Genomic DNA, 17,950 nt, shown 5'->3' with positions numbered 1-17,950 from the left:
ACGGCCAGACGTGTTCGATCAGCCGGCTGACCGGATTGTCGTCCAACCTGTCGCTCTGGGTCTCGGCAACGGTGCAGCGGGACTGCCGCTGCACGGCATTGCCGCTAGGCCGCGGTGCGGGGCTGGGCGGACAGCAGGGTCTGCGTCCAGCCGCTGCTGTCCACGGTGCCCGTGCCACGCAGGTCGGCGCCGCTGCCGTTGTACGGGAGGGTGTCGACGTAAGCGTGCATGGAGCCTTCGGCACGGTGGCCGTAGAAGGCGCCGCCGCCCGGGGTGATCAGGGCGTCCATGACCTGCCAGGTGGACGACTTCAGCTCGTAGCGGGTCCAGTCGCCGGCGCCGTCGATCCGGTACGAGAGCAGCTTCCCGGCGCTGGTGGTGCCCAGCAGCCAGTCGGGGCCCGTGGAGCCGAGGGTCTTCAGGGTGAACCCGGTGTCGATGATGGTGTTCCCGGTGATGTGCGAGGCGCTGGGCTTGGCGGCCCCGATGTTGTAGCGGCGCAGAGTGCCGTCGGCGATGCCGAAGAGGTGGCCGCTTCCGTCGTAGGTGAGCAGGTCATGGGTCCAGCCCTTGCCCAGGTCGACCGGCTTGGAGAAGGACAGCGAGGTGTTGTTCGTGATGATGTCGACCCGGTAGAGATGGCCGGCGGTGGAGGTCACGAGGACGGTGTTGAAGTTGAGCGTCGCCATGGCCTTGGGGGTGAAGCCCAGCTTGGCGGTGGAGGTCACCGCGCCGTGGGTCCGCTTGCCGGTCTCCGTGTCGAGCCGGGTGTAGGTGAGGCGGCCGTCGCTCATGGCGCCGTAGACGACGGCGGGGCCGGTGGAGTTGACGATCTCGTCGTAGCGGACGCCTGCGAACCCTGCGTTCTCGTAATACGACTTGGTGTGGGTGGCGTGCCGGCCTGCCTTGCCCCAGTCGTACTCCTCGTAGACCTGCATGCTGGTCTTGCTGGAGTCGGTCCACCGGTGGAACAGGGCGACATGGCCGGCGTCCTTGCCCAGGATCGCGTCGCCCGGCTGGAGATTGTCCAGGTTGGAGAAGGTGGCGGTGTCGCCGAACGAGTTGAGGTTGCCCGTCCAGCGGTCATTGCCACTCACCTTGGGCAGCCGCCACGCCATGGAGACGAATCCGGAGCAGTCCGGCCGGTACTTCTCGCCGGTCACGGACGGCTTGGCGTCCGCCATGCTCTGGCTGTAGATGACGCCGTAGTTGTCGATCCACCACTTCGCCCGGTTCAGGACCTCGTTGCGGCTGATCGACCCGCCGACCGACGAGGCGTGGGCGGTGGTGGGTGCGGAGACTTCACTGACGACGGCGGTGGTGAGGGCGAGCAGGGTGACGGCGAGCGCGCAGGTCATCGCCGTCACCAAGCGCCGCAGGGTTCTGCGCATGGTGTTTTCCCCCAGAGGAGTGAGCGGTCGTTGCACCGCACAGCCTCGGCGCGCCCCCTTTAATCGACCTTCAACTGATCTGCGCCGACCTCCAACCGGCCTGTCAGCTCGGCGTGTTCGCGGGCGCCGCGGTCCGCGAAGACGCCCATGGCGTGGGTCCGGGCCGCCTGGGCGGCGGTCGTGTCACCCAGCGCGGCGTGGACGAGGGACAGGTCGTACTCGGTACGGGCCCGCCACAACTGGACGTCCATCGCCTCCCACAGGGCCATCGCGGAGTTCAGGCAGCTCAGTGCGAGGGCGGGACGTCCCTCGGCCAGATGCAGCTGCCCGATCACCCGCAGCGTCACCGCCTGTCCGAAGCGGTCGTTCGCGCTGCCGGCCACTCCCAGCGCCCATTCCAGCCGGGGCAGCGCCTCGGCACCCCGGCCCAGCCGCAACTGCACCTTGGCGTGGGCCCGTACCGCGTAGGAGCGCATCAGCTCGTCCCCGAGCCCGGCGAAGATCTCGGCGGACTCGGCGCAGGTACGCAATGCCTCGTCGTAGTCGCCGCGGGCACGGTGGTACAGGCCCTCGGTGCGCAGTGCCAGGGCGACACCGCGGCGGCTGCCGGCCTTGCGGTATCCCCACAGCGATACGTCGATGTCGTCCCGCGCGCCCGGGTAGTCCCCCTGCTCCAGCCGGACCGAGCCGCGGATCCGGTGGACGTAGGCGATGCCGCGGTGGTCGTCCAGGGCCCGCAGCAGGACGCCGGCCTGGTCCAGGAAGTGCAGAGCCTCGGTCAGATGCCCGGGCTCGCGGCATGCGGTGCCCAGACCGGCCAACGCGGTGGCCTGGCTCCGGACATCGTGCTCGATGCGGAAGCCGTCGAGCGCTTCCCCGTAGTGTGCCCGGGCCTCGGTGAACCGGTCCTGCGCATAGCGCATCTGGGCGAGTTCGGCGTGCATGGCGGCCCTGCTGCGCTGGTCGCCGACGCGCCGGGCGGCCTCAAGGGCGAGGCCGGTGATCCGTTCACGGAACTCGAAGCGGTTGTTGCCGAGTTCGACCGCCGTGTGGGCCGACAGCACCTCGCACACCAGCCGGTCCAGGCCGAGCGCGGCGGCACGCTCAACGGCAAGCGCCAGCGCGGGCTCCTCACCGGCCAGCCATCCGGCGACGTCGGCGAGGACCCGCTCGGTGTAGACACGGGGCAGGTCGGGCGGCGGGGCCGGGGTGGCGGGGTGCGGCTGCCAGACGTGCTCGATGTAGTCGCCGGGCGGCTCGGGCGGCGGCGGTACGGCAGCGTCCCGAAGGGGCGCAAGGGGCGGGGGACCGTATCGATGTGCGGCTCCGCCGCGGGGCGCGTCCGGCCACGACGGCGTCGCAGCCGAATCACGACCCACCACAGCACCCGCCTGGATGTGACTGGGCTGCCAGACCATCTCCGCCGGTGGACGGCTCGCCGCGACCGCGTGCAGCAGCCCCAGCCAGCCGCGCAGGGGCGCTTCCACGGCCGCCCGCAGGACGTCGGCCGGTTCCTTCTCCTCCGCGTACTCCCGGGCGAAGAGCCGTACCAGGTCGTGCAGGCGGTAGCGGTCGGCGCCCGCCGTGTCCACGCCCGTGAAGCCCACCAACTGGGTGTCGACCAGCGCCTCCAGCAGCTGCTGCGCCTCGGCCTCCGCCACTCCCAGCAGCCAGCCGACGACCCAGCTGGAGAAGTCCGGCAGCCCCAGGTGGCCGAGCCGCCCCAGCGCCGTCCGGGCCTGTTCGTCCAGGACCTGGAAGCTCAGGCTGATGGTGGTGCGTACCGCGAGGTCCCCGACGCACAGCTCGTCGAGCCGGCGGCGTTCGTCGTCCAGCCGGTCGGCCAGCACCGCCAGCGGCAGTCTGCTGCGCATCACCAGGCGGGCTCCGGCGATACGGATGGCCAGCGGCAGGTGGCTGCACGCGGCGAGGATGCGGAGCGCCGCGTCCGGTTCCGCCCGCACCCGGTCCGCACCGACGATCGTGGTGAACAGGGAGAGCGCCTCCTCGGGCGCCAGGACGTCCAGCTCGGTGAGGCGCGCCCCCGCGAGCCCGCCCAGCCGGTCCCGTGCGGTGATCAGCACGGCACAGTCGCTGCCCGCCGGCAGCAGGGGCCGCACCTGCTGTTCGTTCGCGGCGTCGTCGAGCACGATCAGCAGCCGCCGCTCCGCGAGCAGGGTGCGGTAGAGCTCCACCCGGGCCTGGGTGCTGGGGGGCAGCAGTCCGTCCGGCACACCCAGCGCCTGCAGAAAGCCGCCCAGGGTCTCGTCCGTGGTGGCCGGGGAGTCGGACATGCCCCGTAGTTCCGCGAACAGTTGGCCGTCCGGGAAGTGCCCCGCCACCTGGTGTGCCGCGTGGACCGCCAGCGCCGACTTGCCGCTGCCGCCGGGCCCGGCCACCACCTGTACCGCGCTCGCCCTGACCGTCAAACCCTCGGTGAGGAGGCGCAGTTCCGCGCACCGTCCGGAGAAGTCCCCTGATCCGGGCGGGAGGTGGGCCGGAGGCCGGTGGCCCCCGGAGACGGGCGGGCTGAGCGGGCTCTCGGGCAGCCGGTCGTCCTCACCGCGCAGGATGGCCGCGTGCAGAGCGTTGAGTTCGGGCCCCGGCTCGATGCCGAGCTCCTCGACGAGGGCGTCGCGGCCCGCCCGGTAGCAGGCCAGGGCGTCCGCCTGGCGGCCCAGGCGGCAGAGGGTCACCATCAGTAGGCCGCGCAGCCTTTCGTCGACCGGGTGCGCCTCGACCAGGGCTGTGAGCTCCGCGTGGTGATCCAGCCGGCCCAGAGCCAGCTCGGCGGCGTAGAACTCCTCGGCGGCCGAGGTCCGCAGCTCGTCCAGGCGCCGGGCCTCCCCGCCGAGGAGCGAGTCCGCCAGCCCGGAGAGGGCGGGGCCGCGCCACAGCGCCCTGGCCTCGTGCAGCAGTGTCGCAGCCCCGGCGAAGTCCCGCGCGGCGGTGCGGTCCTTGGCCTGCCTCCACAGAGCGGTGAAGCGGTCCGCGTCCACCGTGACCGACTCCGGGCGCAGCACGTAGCCGGGCGCGCGGGTGACGATGACCTCGGGATGTCCCGCCCGGGCGAAGGAGCGGCGCAGGGTGGAGACGTAGGAGTGGATGAGGGCGCGGGCGCTGGGCGGCGGGTCCTCGGACCACACGACGTCGACGAGCCGGTCGACGGGCACCACCTGGCCGGGGTCCAGCGCCAGCGCCGCGAGCAGGGCGCGTGGTTTGGCCCCGCCGAGTTCGATCCGGCCGTCCCCGCTGTCGGCCTCGACCGGGCCGAGCAGCCTCAAGTGCAGCACGCTGTCCCCCTCAACGACGCTGTGAGGCGGCAGTGGCCGACAGGCGGGCCGTCACTCAGCGATCGACAGGGCCGTATCTCGCATGGCCGACACCCCGCTGATACGCCCAGGAACAGTCACCGTGGGACCAATGCCACCACGCTCCAGGGTAGTTACTCAGCCCCGCGAAGCTCAACGCTTGACTCAGCACACTCAGGTGCTCCGCTGCGACGGGGTCGGGCGCAGGGCATGCCGTACGGGAATCCGCCGCCGTATCCGGCCAGAACCCGACGGATCCCGGCCAGAGTTCGGCGCCGTCGGTCATGCAGAGGGTCAGGTCGGCTGCCGCACCGGTCTCGTGCCCGGAGCATCCGGGCCGGGTCCTCGCCAGGGCGGGCCGATACGCGCCGAGGACCAGCAGCCGCAGCCCCTCCGGCAGCATGGTCTGCGCGGTGACCAGGCGGTCCACGACTCCCAGCCGCAGGAGGGCCGGCGCCGACGGCGTGAGCCGGCCGGCGAGCCGCAGCGCGCGCACCGCCCGCAGATCGACCAGCTTCTCGCCGCACTCGCGCACCGGGACCGCGGTCATCTCCGGACCCGGCTGGGTCACCTCTTCCAGAACTCTGTCCTCCGACGGCATGGACACCGACCGGCGGCACCTTGCCACGACCGGCTTGAGAAATCCTTCAAGGACGAGCGGAAATCCTTCAACGCCGATGGCCGATGGCCCATGACCGATGGGTGACGGGGCAAGCAGCCCGGCCGCGATCGCTCTGCCGCGCTCGGCGGTCTGCGCCCAGGTCAGCGAGCGCCACTGCTCGACGCCGGAGGCGCCGTCGCCAGCCGGCGCGGGGTAACGGTAGGCCTCGCCGTAAGGCCGGGGTGGGCGAGCCGGTGCAGCCCGTCCTCGTCGACCGCCCCGGCCGGGATGTACGCGTGGGGCCGCCGTGTGCCGTCCGGACGGACATGGCGTCACCGGTCCAGGCGGCTTCCTCGGGCGGTGCGGTGCAGACGGGCTCGAGGAGGGGCGCGATCCTGTCCCAGCCCCGCGTAGCCGCCCTTGGCCCTGCCGGTCAGCACGTGCAGAGCGGTGCGGTCACCGGAGACAGCGACGACCCGGGCGGACGACCAGTGCCGCATCAGGCAACGTTTGCCCTGGCGACCACGGCACGTGGTCGCTGGTCGTCGGCATGGCCGTTTCGCCAGATGACGTAGCGGCGGAGCATGCTGCCCTGCTCCTTGTGGCTGGCGTGGTCGGTGTCGTCGAGGGTGAAGTAGCGCAGGGCGGTGAACTGGGCCTCGATGCGGTTCGGCCACGAGGAGTTGGTCGGGGTGAGGCGATCTCCACGTTGTTGGCCTCTGCCCGGTCGGCGACCCGGCGGCACCGCTTGGTGGTCTGATGCGGAGAGTGGTTGTCACACACGATCGCCAGGCGGACCGCCGGTGGGTAGAGGATTCGCAGGTAGCGGCAGAATTCCAGGGACTTCGACCGGTTCTTGGTCTTCTTGATATGGCCGTAGAGCTTGTCCTCGGCCAGGTCGTAGGCGGCGGACAGGTGCGCACCCCGTGCGGACGCCCCGGGGGCGGCTGCAGGTTCAGCGGGCCGAACTCGTCCAGGCAGAACACCGCCTCCGGTTCGCCCTCCTACCGGATGACCTCGCCGTCGGCGATCGCGTACAGGTCTCCACGCGCGCCTTCTTGGTGGCGTAATCCGGATCGCGGGAGGTCTTCCAGGTCTTTGTGCGTTGAAAGGAGACGCCTTCCTCGCGGAGCAGGATGCGCAGGCCCTCGTAGCTGATGCCGTCGACCACCCCCTCGGTGACCAGGAAGTCCGTCAGTTCGGTCAGGCTCCAGGTCGAGAACGGCAGGCTGTGCTCGGCCGGCTTGGACCTCGCGATCTTCTTGATCTCGCGGCGCTCGGGCAGTGTGAAGGTCTTCGGCCGCCCGCTCTTGTACTTCGGATACAGGGAGTCGAAGCTGTCGGCGTTGAGGTTTCGGATCACATCCCGGACCGGTCGGCGCTGGTGAAAGTGACCTGGGCGATCTTCGCCACCGCCATGCCCTGCGCCGACAGCAGCACCGTCCGAGCCCCCCCGGTCCGTCAGCTGTGACTGGTGTCGATGACGCAGAAGCGGTTGCCCTCGGGATCGGCGAGCACGACGAAGTCGGCGTTGTCCGGATAAAAGTCCCAGTCGATGCGTTCAGCGCCCAGGGAAATCAGTCGCGCCACTTCGGTTTCCTGATCGGCGGCGTCGTCGGCATAGAGGTCCAGGTGGATTCTCGGGTGTTCCTGCACGGGCGTCGTACTGAGGTCGAGGGCCAGTGCGGTACCGGAGCCGTCAGCCGACACCAGTACCGCCCAGTTCGTCCTTCACCTCACCATCGCGAGGAACGTAGCCCAGTGCCCGACTCCAAAACTCCGCGGCCCTCCGCACATCAGCGGCCCCCATCACGATCGTTCCGATGCTCAGCATCCGCCGATGCTGGCAGACACCGACAGACCCACGACGTGAACCACGTCCCCAACCACGAGGCGAACGTTGCCTGATACGGCACTAGGATCCCAGGATGGGTGATGAGTTTCCTCGCCTTACGGTCCTGGGGTGCGCGACGCCGTACCCGAGCGTGGACAACCCGTGTTCGGGTTATCTGGTGACGAGTGGCGACACCCGGATCTGGGTGGACGCGGGAAGCGGGACGCTCGGCCCGCTGCAGCAGCATGTGCGGCTGGACGAGCTCGACGCGATCTGGATCTCCCACCTGCACGCCGATCACAGCGCGGACCTGCTCACCGCCTACTACGCCGCCCTGTACGCGGACATCCGCCTGGCAGCGCCCATACCCCTCTTCGGCCCGCCGGGAATCGCCGACCGGCTGGCCGGGTTCCTCACCAACACATCGACCCGCAGTCCGATCGAATCCGCTTTCGCCGTCACCGAGCTGCACGACGGGCACCGGGCGGCCATCGGCTCGCTGCGGTTGACCAGCCGGGCGGTGGTCCACGACATCCCGGCGTTCGCCGTGCGCATCGAGGCAGCCGGCAGGTCGTTGGTGTACTCCGGGGACACCGCGCCGTGCCCGAGCCTCACGCAGCTGGCCGAGGGATGTGACGTGCTGCTGTGCGAGGCCGAGAGCGCACAGGCACCGGCCGAGGGTGACCAAGTGCACCACACCCCCGAGGACGCCGGCGACACCGCCCGCGCGGCCCGGGCAGGTCGGCTGATCGTCACGCATGTCGGCCGCTTCCTCACTCCCCGGCAGGCGGTGGCTCGCGCCTCGGCCCGGTTCGGCGGTGCTGTCGACTATGCCGCGCCCGGTGCCACCTTCACCATCGGTCAGGCCACGACCGCCGCGGTGCGCTCGCCGAGCTGACCGTGTTCGAAGGAAATCCGCGCTTGTCATAGCGAGTGGCCACGGCTCTGAACAGCTGGAGCCCGTCTTGCGGTTGCTGTACGCCTTGTCGGCAGCAACGCTGTTCGGTGTGCGGCGCGGACGCCCGAGCCCCAGCCGGGGGACACGGATCTTGCCCAGGACCGGCTCGAACTGCGTGCAGTCGGCCCGCTGCCCCGGAGTGATGAGCAAGGACAGCGGACGGCCACGGGCCGAAGCGTTCGGGCAACTCTCTCCACTGCGCCCCGGTGCTGAGCCGGTGGAGGATCCTGTTGATCACCTGACGGTGGTCCCGCCACCGGCCGCACCGGTTGTCGGTCGAAGGCAGCAGCGGCTCCAGCACGACCCACTCGGCGTCGGTCAAGTTTTGCCTGATGATGCTCAGACCAGAAGATTTCGTCGAGCTGCGACTACGGCCCGGCCGTCTTCATCACCTCCACCAAGCTGGAGAAGCTGTCTTCCGCATGCCCGGCGTCCATGCCACGCCGGAACAGAGCGGCTACGGCGGCCGGAAGCACGGTGTCGACGCCCGCGTCGGCGTTGGTGTGCAGAACGTGTTCGACGCTGGCCATGCCCATGGCCAGACGGTCCACGTCGCCGCTGTGCTCGCCGGCATCGATGCGCTCGGCGTAGAAGGAGAGGAAGCCCGGCATCCCGGTCATGGTCTCGGTGGCGTGCGGAAGGACGTCTGCCGCCGTGAGGCCGTTGGCGTCGGCGAGGGCGATGGCCTGCCAGTAACTGAGCATGGATGTCCAGAACATGCCCATGCCGATCTGGTAGAGGAGCGCGGCAAGGCCAGGGTCCTCACCCCGATAGTCCGTGCCGGTCAGGACTTCGAGGGTCGACCGGTGTGCCTCGAACACCTCGCGCGGCCCGCTGTAGAAGGTGGACGACTCGGGCTGCCCGATGCCGGAAGGCGGGACAGTGACACCGCCGGTGAGGTGGACCGCGCCGTGCTCGGACACCCACCGCGCCCCGCTGCGGGTCTTCTCCGGGGTGTCGGAGCTGAGGTTGACGAGCACGCGGCAGGCCAGGGCGTGGGAAGCCGGCTCCAGCACGGCGTACATCGCGTCGTAGTCGGTAAGGCTCAGGATGACCAGCTCATTGGCGGTCAGGGCGTCTTCGGCGTTCTTCGCGAGTACGGCGCCGCGCGCGACGAGGGAATCGGCACGGGTGAGGGTGCGGTTCCAGACGGTGACGGGGTGACCCTTGCCGAGTAAGGCGTGGACCATTGCCTGCCCCATGGGGCCGAGTCCGATGACGGTCACGGGCTGCTTGCTGCTCATTGGGAAGACCTCCGCGGTACGAGTGACGAAGCGACTAAAACGAACGCTCTACCCAGGGCGTGGTGGGTAATGTAACACGGCTCTAAAACGAGCGCTCTAACCAGTAGGGTGTGCGCATGGGACAGACCAGCACCCGGGACCGGATCGTCATCGCCGCAGCGCGCCTCCTCCAGCGCCAGGGCTATGTCGGCACGGGCATCAAGCAGATCGCCAAGGAGGCGGAGGCCACACTGGGCTCCGTCTATCACTTCTTCCCGGGCGGCAAAGAGGCCGTTGCCGTCGCCGCCATCAAGTACAGCGGCCAGGAGTTTGCCGAGGTCCTCCGCGACGCGCTGGACAGCGAGGAGGACCCGGGAGCGGGCGTTGAGGCCTGCGCCCGGCAGCTCGCCGAAGGGCTGCGCGCGTCGGGTTGGACCGACGGCTGCCCGGTCACGGCAGCGGCACTGGAAACCTTGGGAACCGACTCCGAAATCCAGCAGGCATGTGCCGACGCACTGCGCAGCTGGGAGCAGACGGTCACCGAAAAGCTCCTGCGCTCCGGCTTCCGGGCCCACGACGCCCGCGAGTTGGCGACCACCATCATCAGCGCACTGGAAGGCGCCGAAGTGACGGCACAGGTCAACCGCAGCGACGAACCACTACGGGCGACGAGCCGACAACTGGCCCGCTTGATTGCTTCATACGGAGCATCCCGCTCCTGAGGACCACTTTGTGATCGGGGAGACAAGACCTGGGGTCAATGCCGAGTTGACGTCATCCCAATACCGGCAGGGCCACCTGACCAGGGTCGCAGCCGTCATATCGCTTCGGCGCATTCGTCGGCGAAGGCACAGAGCCGACGAATGAGGCTCAGGCAGTTGATCTGCGCCAGGACCGCAGGCCAACTGCTCTTCGTGCCGGACGGGTCAGCTTGCTGCCCTGGCGGAACAGCGTCCGGCGGGCTCGGATATCGGCGACCGGGTTACCGGGTTACCGGGTTCGAGCAGCTCCACGCGAGCCTTTCACCCGGGAAGCAGAACGAAGTCAAGGAGCGGCAGTCAGCACTGGCCACCCGTCCCAGTCAGACAGCAGGGGGTGTCTCACGCCGGGCACGTCCTCACCCGGGGCCGGCCAGGCTCGGCTCGCCGGTCCCCGGGCCCGAACCGCCCGCCACCGCCTACCGGGTCGTGTATGAGCCTCCGGTAATGAGCGTGGTCGGCATACGCGGGAAACACGGGGTGGTTTTCGGGCTGACTCTGCCGCCGGATCACTACTGCCAAATCCCGTGGTGAGCCGTCGCCGGATCGTTGGGCATCTCTGTGCCCATGCCGCTCCAACGACCTGGGGAGGGATCACCGGTGACGGTTGGTGTGTCAGGGCTGCGAGACATTGAGCGGCAGACCTCGGTGGAAGACGGCCATAGCCCGGCCGGGGCCGTCGTAGTCGTCGACGATCTTCGTGGCGAAGCCGAGGCTGCGGTGGAAGGCGATCGAGCCGGTGTTCCCGACAGACGTGATCGCCTTCAACTTCTGCGCGCCGTGGCGTTCCGCTGCTTCGGCGAACGCCGTGTACAGACGACGCCCGAGACCGGTGCCACGGGCATCGTCCCGCGTGGCGATCAGGTGCACGTACCCGGTGCCGTCCGGGGTGACGAACCCGAAGATGTACCCGCGGATTCCGTCCTCGGCCCGGGCAACCAAGCAGGTGGAACCGAACTCCTGCACCAGGGCAAGAAGATGCAGCGACCGAAGGTCGCGTTCGCCCCAGTAGCGGGGGTGATCAGTCAGGACCTGGTGGAAGTCGGCCACCGCGGCCGGTGCGATGTGTATCCCCATGATGACGATCATGGCAGGCGCCCTGGCCGTGGCGGCGAAAATCCGCAAGGGCCGAGCAAGTTGCGACGACACGTTGGCGCACCCACGGCCGGGGCTGCCGACCACTCCTCCCGGCGGATCTGCGTGGGGGTACCAACGCCGAATACGGACAGTGCCGGTCCTGCGACGGTTCACCGGCCGTCGCGAGACCTGCGCCGAGACCCATCCGGCCATCGCCGGACTGGTCTCCCGGCCGATCCGCCCGGCGGGCGACCCGCCGCAAGCAGGGCACCGAACTGGTACTCGCCCGCCAGGTCACCTGCTGATCACGCACCAGCCGACCAGCCAGGCCAACACGTTCCGAACTCAATCGCTCCCAAAGTCGTGATCTCTGTCCGCTAGCCGAGCAAGTGGCTGATGCCGCCCTGGCCGTCCGTTCCGTTCCACATCACGGCCCCCAACCAGAACGGGAACCAGAACACCTGCTCCGGTAGGACGGGGGCGGCGATGAACCAGACGACGGGCAGGACAGCGAGCAGCAGGCAGCAGCACCAGCCATTCCCTCCAGATGCTGACGACTGCCGTGTGGGGTATGTAGGCACGTCGCGAAGGTAGGTGGTACACAGAATTCGCGCATGAGTACCCGTACTTACGGCGTCGACTGCGGTGCTGCTGTGATGTTCGCCGCGGCTTGGTGCCTGCCTTGTGGTGGGAGGGCCGGCTGACAGCCTTGCCGGTTGCAAGGACTCTTCCCAGGTCATGACGGGCGGCCGGGCGACAAGCCTGCGAGCCCGGCGGCCGACCTGGGCCAGGGCGAGCTGGGTCGGTGGAGGCCGTGGACGGCCGGCTGGTCCACGAGCTGGTGAGCCGGGTCCAGGCGGAGGGCCTCCGGCTGACCGGCCAGGGCGGACTGCTCCGGCGGTGACCAGGCGGTTGCCGGAGCAGTCCGCCCTGGAGGGCGAGATCACCGATCACCTCGGGCGTGAGAAGCGCGATCCGGCGGGCCGCGGGCCGGTCAAGGCCCGCAGGCACTTCCCGAACGACCAGGCCGCGCTGAAGTGCGTCTACACGGTGATGATGTCGCTCGATCCCACCGGCAAGGGCCAGGCCCGCCGGACCATGAGCTGGAAGACTGCGCTGCACGCCTCCGACTTCACCTCGACGGCCGGCTCTCAGCAGCCCGCCGGTAACCAACCACCCTGGTGAACCGTTCGTTTGACAGGCCCGTCGCCAGGGTGTCCCCGTGCCGCTCTGGGGCCGGCCCAGCGGGGGTGGACGCAAGGCCCCAAAAGATTATCCGGCGTTCACGACGGCGTACCGCTGCCTTTGCAGGGCACCCATAGCCTTCCTGGCGACCACATTCCTACTGAGGAGTAACGTGAGCGCCTTCGCTCTCAGCACCCTGACCGCACTCGCCACCACGTTCACCCTCGTGACCGGCCCCACGGTCCCGGTGACCGTCAAGGCCGCCGTCGAGACTCCCACGGTGTACGACGACGAGGCCGGCGGCAACGCCGACGCCGACGACCCGGCCGTGTGGGTCGACCCCGAGAATCCCGGCCGCAGCATCGTCATCGGCACACTGAAGGAGGCCGGCCTCGATGTCTACGGACTCGACGGCCGCCGGCTGCAGCACATAGCGGCGCCCCTGGCCCCGGACGACGAGGCCAAGCCCGGCCGCTTCAACAACGTCGACATCGTCTACGGCTTCGAGCTGAACGGCAAGGAGACCGATCTCGCGCTGGTCAGCGACCGGGGCCGCGACCGTATCCGCGCCTACGTCATCGACCCGGCTGCCGTCGCGGCGGGCAAGCCGCCGCTGAGGGACGTCACCGCCGCCGACGCCTCGCCGGTCTTCGCCGCGGACGAGGCCGAGGTGGACGAGCAGCGCACCTCCTACGGGCTGACGGCCTTCAGCGACGACGACGCCGCCTACGTGGTGGTGTCGCAGCGCGAGGAGACGCGGCTGCGCCTGCTGCAGTTGGAGGACCGCGACGGACGCGTCGGTTACCGGACCGAGGACACCCTTGACCTGCCCGCCGCCTTCACCCTGCCCGACGGCACGCACTGGACCCCGTGCGCGGACCCCGGTGAGAACCCGCAGGTCGAGGGCATGGCCGTCGACCAGGAGGAACACGTGCTGTACGCCGCCCAGGAGACCGTCGGCCTGTGGCGCATCGACCTGGACGACGAGGAGTTCGAGGACCCCGAACTGATCGACCGTGTCCGTGAGTACGGAACACCGTGGGCATACGACGCCGAAGAGGAGGAGTGCGTCCTCGACACGGACAATGACCCCGGCTTCGGCGGTGAGCGTCTGAGCGCCGACGCGGAGGGCGTCACCGTCTACCACGGCGAGGACGGCGCCGGTTACGTCCTTGCCTCCAGCCAGGGCGACGACACGTTCGCCGTGTACGAGCGCGACGGGGACAACGACTACGTCGGCTCCTTCGCCGTGGCCGGCGGCGGCACCGACGGCGTGCAGCACTCCGACGGCTCCACCGTCGTCAATGTGCCCCTCGGCCGGGCCTTCCCCAAGGGCATGCTGGTCACCCATGACGGCGAGGCCACTCCGGCCGACGGCGACCGCGAGGGCACCAACTTCAAGTTCGTCCGCTGGGACGACGTCGCCGGCGCGTTCCCCAAGCCGCTGACGATCGACACCGAGTCCTTCGACCCCCGCGACTCGGACTGACCTCGCCCGTCCGCTCGCACCGCCTCGCCCGACACGGCCGGAGCCACCGCGCGTCCGCGTCCTCGTCCGGACGTCGCCGGTACCGCCTGCCAGGCACTGTGCCGGCCGGCCACCGCACCGCAGAGGCCGACGGCGGGCAGCAAGGCGTCTGACGCGCCGACGCCATCACGGCCGGCGTGGCCCCGGGAGGGGGTCGCGCCAGCCTTTGCCGAGCTGGTCCGCAGCGCTCTGACGTGCCGCGTCCGCCGCCGTGACCGCCGTCAGGCCCGGCATTGCCGAGGGCTGCCGCCGGCGGCCGTTACTCCGCCGGGGGCTCTATGCGCTGGGCGGCCGTGTCCGGCGGCGGGTGACCCGTGTCTCATCCGGAGGCGGCGACTTGTCTATGCAACGAGTTGCATAAGAGGATCGAGGCATGGCGCTCGAACACGCGATCCTCGTCTCGCTGCTGGAGAAGCCGGGTTCGGGTTACGAACTCGCTCGCCGGTTCGAAAGGTCGATCGGGTACTTCTGGACCGCGACCCACCAGCAGATCTACCGTGTGCTCGGGCGCATGGAGGGCGACGGCCTCCTGGAGGTCCGTGATGTGCCGCAGGAAGGCCGGCCGGACAAGAAGGAGTACTCCGTCACGCCGCCCGGCCGGGCCGCGCTCTCCGCTTGGCTGCACCGGCCCGTCGAACCGGAGAGCATCCGGCACGGTCTCGCCGTGAAGATCCGGGGCGCCGCCTTCGACGACCCGGCGGCCCTGGTCTCTGAGGTCGAACGCCACCGCAAGGAGCACAGCGACCGGCTCACGCGTTACCTCAACGGAGAGCAACGGGACTTCACCGGGCCCGAAGCCCCCCGGCCACTGGACACCGGCCAGGAGCTCCAGCACGTCGTCCTGCGCGGTGGCATCGCCTTCGAGCGCATGACCATCGCCTGGCTGGACGACGTCCTCGACACCCTCCACCGGCTCCGCGCCGACCGGCCTGGCCCCGCCTGAGTCCGCTGCGCCGGCCCCGGCGTGGACCGGCACCCACCAGCCCTGACCACCCCCCCTCGACCCACTGCCAGAGCCGGCCGCCCGGCCCGGCCGCCCGGCTGCCCGGCGGCCGGAGCCGCAGTGAGCCACCCCTCCCGGTGCGTGCCCACGCACCTCGAACCGACCCCCGGAAGGCATACCTGATGGCCGACCAGCTGCTGTTCAACCCGCGCACGTACGACCCGGCGCACTTCGACCCCGAGACCCGCAGGCTGCTGCGCGCCACGGTCGACTGGTTCGAGACCCGCGGCAAGCGCAGGCTGATCGAGGACTACCGCTCTCGCGCCTGGCTGCAGGACTTCCTCGACTTCGCCGCCAAGGAGGGCCTGTTCGCCACCTTCCTCACCCCGGCCGCGGACGGCGACCGGCCGGAGCAGCGCTGGGACACCGCCCGTATCGCCGCCCTCAACGAGATCTTCGGCTTCTACGGCCTCGACTACTGGTACGCCTGGCAGGTCACCATCCTCGGTCTCGGCCCGGTCTGGCAGAGCGACAACGCCGAGGCCCGCGCCCGCGCGGCCGAACTCCTCACGCAGGGCGAGGTGTTCGCGTTCGGCCTCTCCGAGAAGAGCCACGGCGCCGACATCTACTCCACGGACATGCTGCTGGAACCCGACGGCGACGGCGGCTTCCGGGCGACCGGCTCCAAGTACTACATCGGCAACGGCAACGCCGCCGGACTGGTCTCCGTCTTCGGTCGCCGGACGGACGTCGAGGGGCCCGACGGGTACGTCTTCTTCGCGGCCGACAGCCGGCACCCGGCGTACCACCTGGTCAAGAACGTCGTCGACTCCTCCAAGTACGTCAGCGAGTTCCGGCTCGAGGACTACCCCGTGGCGCCCCAGGACGTGTTGCACACCGGCCGCGCCGCCTTCGACGCCGCCCTCAACACCGTCAACGTCGGCAAGTTCAACCTGTGCACCGCCTCGATCGGCATCTGCGAGCACGCCATGTACGAGGCCGTGACCCACGCCCACAACCGCATCCTGTACGGCCGCCCCGTCACGGCCTTCCCGCACGTGCGGCGCGAGCTGGTCGACGCCTACGTACGGCTGGTCGGCATGAAGCTGTTCAGCGACCGCGCCGTCGACTACTTCCGCTCGGCCGGCCCGGACGACCGCCGCTACCTGCTCTTCAACCCCATGACCAAGATGAAGGTCACCACCGAGGGCGAGAAGGTCATCGACCTGATGTGGGACGTCATCGCGGCCAAGGGATTCGAGAAGGACAACTACTTCGCCCAGGCCGCGATCGAGATCCGGGGCCTGCCCAAGCTCGAGGGCACGGTGCACGTCAATCTCGCACTGATCCTGAAGTTCATGCGGAACCACCTGCTCGACCCGGTCGACCACCCCGCGGTGCCCACCCGCCTCGACGCGGCCGACGACACCTTCCTCTTCCGGCAGGGCCCGGCCCGGGGACTGGGCTCGATCCGGTTCCACGACTGGCGCCCCGCCTTCGACGCGTACGCCGCGGTGCCCAACGTGGCCCGGTTCCGCGAGCAGGCCGACGCCCTGTGCCACTTCGTCACCACCGCGGCCCCCGACGAACGGCAGAGCCACGACCTGGACCTCCTGCTCGCCGTCGGCCAGCTGTTCGCGCTCGTGGTGCACGGTCAGCTGATCCTCGAACAGGCCCGGCTCACCGGGCTCGACGAGGACGTGCTCGACGAACTGTTCGCCGTCCTGGTCCGCGACTTCTCGGGCCACGCCGTCGAACTGCACGGCAAGGACTCCGCCACAGAACGGCAGCAGGACTGGGCGCTCGGCGCCGTCCGCCGCCCGGTCGTCGACGAGGCCCGCTTCGGCCGCGTATGGGAGCGCGTCGAGGCACTGTCCGGCGCCTACGAGATGGCCCCGTAGTCCACGCCGGCCCGGCCGGGCCGCTCGCATTCCGGGTCCCCCGTGAACCCCGCGGAGACCCAGGACGGCGAACGGCGTCCGGCCGGGCCTGCCCCGGCGACGCCCGTCGGTGGACGGCGAATCGCGTGCACCGCCGGCTACGGGCGGCAGGACCGCCTGCCGCCGCCTCGCCGGGCGGCCCGCACAGGCAAGCCCCCGGCCGGGCCCGGCCCCCGCGGTGTGGGCGGCAGACCACACGGACACCTGAGCCCGCCCGCTGGGGGGGGGCGAGGCTCGGGCGGGCGAGCAGGCCGACGGGGTCCGGCCACGCCCGGGAGACCGCGCCTGCGGGGACCGCCGCCAGCCCGGTGGCCTCACCGTACCCAGGGCGCGCGTCACGGTGATCCCGATGACCACCCGGATCGGATTCACCCGCGGTGTCCCGTACCGCTCGCTGCGGCGGCGCTCGGCGCCGGGCACGGAGGCGGGGTCGCCCTCCCCCTACCGCGGTATCACTCCCGACTTGGCTCTCCGGAGTGACGCCCCACCCGCCCGCATCTTCCTACCTTCCTCGCCGTCATCACCGACGAGACAGAGGGAGACGCACGGATGCGCCGCTTCACGAAGGCTCCGGCCACCGCCGTACTGGCCACACTGCCGGCGGGCGGCACGGCAGGCTGGACTTCGGCGAGAGGTGAGGAAACACCGAGTGGTGCGCTCCCCGGCACCGCCGCCTGGCTGGCGGACGACGCCCTGGGCCGGCAGCTCCCGGACCCCGCCACGGCCACCCCGTCCGAGGTGGCGGCCTTCTTCGGCGGCCTGACCGAGACCCAGCAGCACCGACTCGTCGAGGATCACCCCACCGTGGTGGGCAACCTCGACGGCGCCCCCGTGAACCTCCGCTACGAGGCCAATGCCTCCGCAGGCCACCAGGTCCTGGCCCATGACCCGCGCGGCCGCGGCCTGGTCGCCCGGAGCGACCTGGAGCACGCCACTCACGTCTCGGTGATCGTCCCCGGCTCGGACATCGACCTCCCGACGTCCGACCGTACGGCACAGTGGGCATCATCAATCTGTCGGCGATGACGATCTTGTGCCGGCACCGGACGGCGATGCTCGCCGCCGCGGTCCGCCTCGCACTTGTCCAGCCGCAGTGGATGCCGCGCCGCGCATTCGACGGCACCGCCCTTCGGCCAGGGAGTGTCGGGCAGCACGACCACGCGGCCGGGAGGTCACGGGCCGGCCGCCGGTAGATACGCTC

At 70.2% G+C, this 17,950-nt stretch carries 13 protein-coding genes and 4 pseudogenes; 7 read left to right on the top strand and 10 right to left on the bottom strand.

Translation table 11 applies throughout. From position 1 onward, the window contains the following. Positions 1-104: 104 nt before the first annotated feature. The 6 genes and pseudogenes from ACLGIH_RS01345 to ACLGIH_RS01320 form a co-directional block, all read right to left on the bottom strand. The gene (locus tag ACLGIH_RS01345; RefSeq protein WP_416523339.1) at positions 105-1,391 is read right to left on the bottom strand and encodes a hypothetical protein; all 1,287 of its coding nucleotides are present in this window, start codon (positions 1,389-1,391) and stop codon (positions 105-107) included. A 59-nt stretch (positions 1,392-1,450) separates the two neighbouring features. Beyond that, complete coding sequence (locus tag ACLGIH_RS01340; protein WP_416523338.1) at positions 1,451-4,684, bottom strand: AfsR/SARP family transcriptional regulator; 3,234 nt, start codon at positions 4,682-4,684, stop codon at positions 1,451-1,453. A gap of 55 nt (positions 4,685-4,739) precedes the next feature. Beyond that, positions 4,740-5,309 (bottom strand): M15 family metallopeptidase domain-containing protein, encoded by a 570-nt coding sequence (locus tag ACLGIH_RS01335; RefSeq protein ID WP_416523337.1) that lies wholly within the window; start codon positions 5,307-5,309, stop codon positions 4,740-4,742. Positions 5,310-5,635: 326 nt separating this feature from the next. After that, positions 5,636-5,803 (bottom strand): hypothetical protein, encoded by a 168-nt coding sequence (locus tag ACLGIH_RS01330; protein WP_416523336.1) that lies wholly within the window; start codon positions 5,801-5,803, stop codon positions 5,636-5,638. Next, positions 5,803-6,752 (bottom strand): annotated as a pseudogene (locus ACLGIH_RS01325) (IS630 family transposase); the annotation flags it as partial. The gene ACLGIH_RS01330 and the pseudogene ACLGIH_RS01325, both read right to left, overlap by 1 nt. 12 nt (positions 6,753-6,764) lie before the next feature. Then, positions 6,765-7,137, bottom strand: a pseudogene (locus ACLGIH_RS01320) (VOC family protein). Between the two features lie 94 nt (positions 7,138-7,231). Here ACLGIH_RS01320 and ACLGIH_RS01315 point away from each other — a divergent pair. Next, the gene (locus ACLGIH_RS01315) at positions 7,232-8,035 is read left to right on the top strand and encodes an MBL fold metallo-hydrolase (RefSeq protein WP_416523335.1); all 804 of its coding nucleotides are present in this window, start codon (positions 7,232-7,234) and stop codon (positions 8,033-8,035) included. 69 nt (positions 8,036-8,104) lie between these two features. On the opposite strand, the pseudogene ACLGIH_RS01310 reads toward ACLGIH_RS01315, so the two are convergent. Both ACLGIH_RS01310 and ACLGIH_RS01305 read right to left on the bottom strand, forming a co-directional pair. Continuing rightward, positions 8,105-8,432 (bottom strand): annotated as a pseudogene (locus tag ACLGIH_RS01310) (transposase); the annotation flags it as partial. Between the two features lie 31 nt (positions 8,433-8,463). Beyond that, positions 8,464-9,339, bottom strand: coding sequence for an NAD(P)-dependent oxidoreductase (locus ACLGIH_RS01305; RefSeq protein WP_416523334.1), 876 nt, complete (start codon positions 9,337-9,339; stop codon positions 8,464-8,466). Positions 9,340-9,455: 116 nt separating this feature from the next. Here ACLGIH_RS01305 and ACLGIH_RS01300 point away from each other — a divergent pair, with 116 nt between their 5' ends. Further along, on the top strand, positions 9,456-10,040 hold the full coding sequence (locus ACLGIH_RS01300) for a TetR/AcrR family transcriptional regulator (protein ID WP_416523333.1): 585 nt from the start codon (positions 9,456-9,458) through the stop codon (positions 10,038-10,040). A gap of 651 nt (positions 10,041-10,691) precedes the next feature. Here ACLGIH_RS01300 and ACLGIH_RS01295 read toward each other — a convergent pair. Continuing rightward, positions 10,692-11,165: a GNAT family N-acetyltransferase gene (locus tag ACLGIH_RS01295; protein ID WP_416523332.1), complete on the bottom strand. Its 474-nt coding sequence runs from the start codon at positions 11,163-11,165 to the stop codon at positions 10,692-10,694. A gap of 365 nt (positions 11,166-11,530) precedes the next feature. Further along, entirely contained in the window at positions 11,531-11,734 is a 204-nt protein-coding gene (locus ACLGIH_RS01290; RefSeq protein ID WP_416523331.1) for a hypothetical protein, read from the bottom strand. Positions 11,735-12,137: 403 nt separating this feature from the next. Between ACLGIH_RS01290 and ACLGIH_RS01285 the strand changes: the two are divergent. The 5 genes and pseudogenes from ACLGIH_RS01285 to ACLGIH_RS01265 form a co-directional block, all read left to right on the top strand. Beyond that, positions 12,138-12,322, top strand: a pseudogene (locus ACLGIH_RS01285) (IS256 family transposase); the annotation flags it as partial. A 188-nt stretch (positions 12,323-12,510) separates the two neighbouring features. Continuing rightward, positions 12,511-13,827 carry a phytase gene (locus ACLGIH_RS01280; RefSeq protein ID WP_416523330.1) on the top strand — a complete coding sequence of 439 codons (1,317 nt, stop codon included), beginning with the start codon at positions 12,511-12,513 and terminating at the stop codon, positions 13,825-13,827. A 412-nt stretch (positions 13,828-14,239) separates the two neighbouring features. Next, positions 14,240-14,809 (top strand): PadR family transcriptional regulator, encoded by a 570-nt coding sequence (locus ACLGIH_RS01275; protein ID WP_416523329.1) that lies wholly within the window; start codon positions 14,240-14,242, stop codon positions 14,807-14,809. Positions 14,810-14,991: 182 nt separating this feature from the next. Then, the gene (locus ACLGIH_RS01270) at positions 14,992-16,710 is read left to right on the top strand and encodes an acyl-CoA dehydrogenase family protein (RefSeq protein ID WP_416523328.1); all 1,719 of its coding nucleotides are present in this window, start codon (positions 14,992-14,994) and stop codon (positions 16,708-16,710) included. Between the two features lie 588 nt (positions 16,711-17,298). Then, positions 17,299-17,775, top strand: a complete 477-nt coding sequence (locus ACLGIH_RS01265; protein WP_416523327.1) for a hypothetical protein — start codon at positions 17,299-17,301, stop codon at positions 17,773-17,775. Positions 17,776-17,950 lie beyond the last annotated feature (175 nt).

Origin of the sequence: Streptomyces hamibioticus, assembly GCF_047946815.1 — a bacterium.
Classification (GTDB): Bacteria; Actinomycetota; Actinomycetes; order Streptomycetales; family Streptomycetaceae; genus Streptomyces.
Note: the sequence above shows the minus strand (reverse complement) of the source record. Positions and strands in the feature narration are given on the sequence as shown.

Coding starts and splice junctions, on each gene's coding strand:
- ACLGIH_RS01345 (WP_416523339.1), bottom strand. CDS start 1,391: ATGCGCAGAACCCTGCGGCGCTTGGTGACGGCGATGACCTGCGCGCTC.
- ACLGIH_RS01330 (WP_416523336.1), bottom strand. CDS start 5,803: ATGCGGCACTGGTCGTCCGCCCGGGTCGTCGCTGTCTCCGGTGACCGC.
- ACLGIH_RS01315 (WP_416523335.1), top strand. CDS start 7,232: ATGGGTGATGAGTTTCCTCGCCTTACGGTCCTGGGGTGCGCGACGCCG.
- ACLGIH_RS01305 (WP_416523334.1), bottom strand. CDS start 9,339: ATGAGCAGCAAGCAGCCCGTGACCGTCATCGGACTCGGCCCCATGGGG.
- ACLGIH_RS01300 (WP_416523333.1), top strand. CDS start 9,456: ATGGGACAGACCAGCACCCGGGACCGGATCGTCATCGCCGCAGCGCGC.
- ACLGIH_RS01295 (WP_416523332.1), bottom strand. CDS start 11,165: ATGATCGTCATCATGGGGATACACATCGCACCGGCCGCGGTGGCCGAC.
- ACLGIH_RS01275 (WP_416523329.1), top strand. CDS start 14,240: ATGGCGCTCGAACACGCGATCCTCGTCTCGCTGCTGGAGAAGCCGGGT.
- ACLGIH_RS01270 (WP_416523328.1), top strand. CDS start 14,992: ATGGCCGACCAGCTGCTGTTCAACCCGCGCACGTACGACCCGGCGCAC.
- ACLGIH_RS01265 (WP_416523327.1), top strand. CDS start 17,299: ATGCGCCGCTTCACGAAGGCTCCGGCCACCGCCGTACTGGCCACACTG.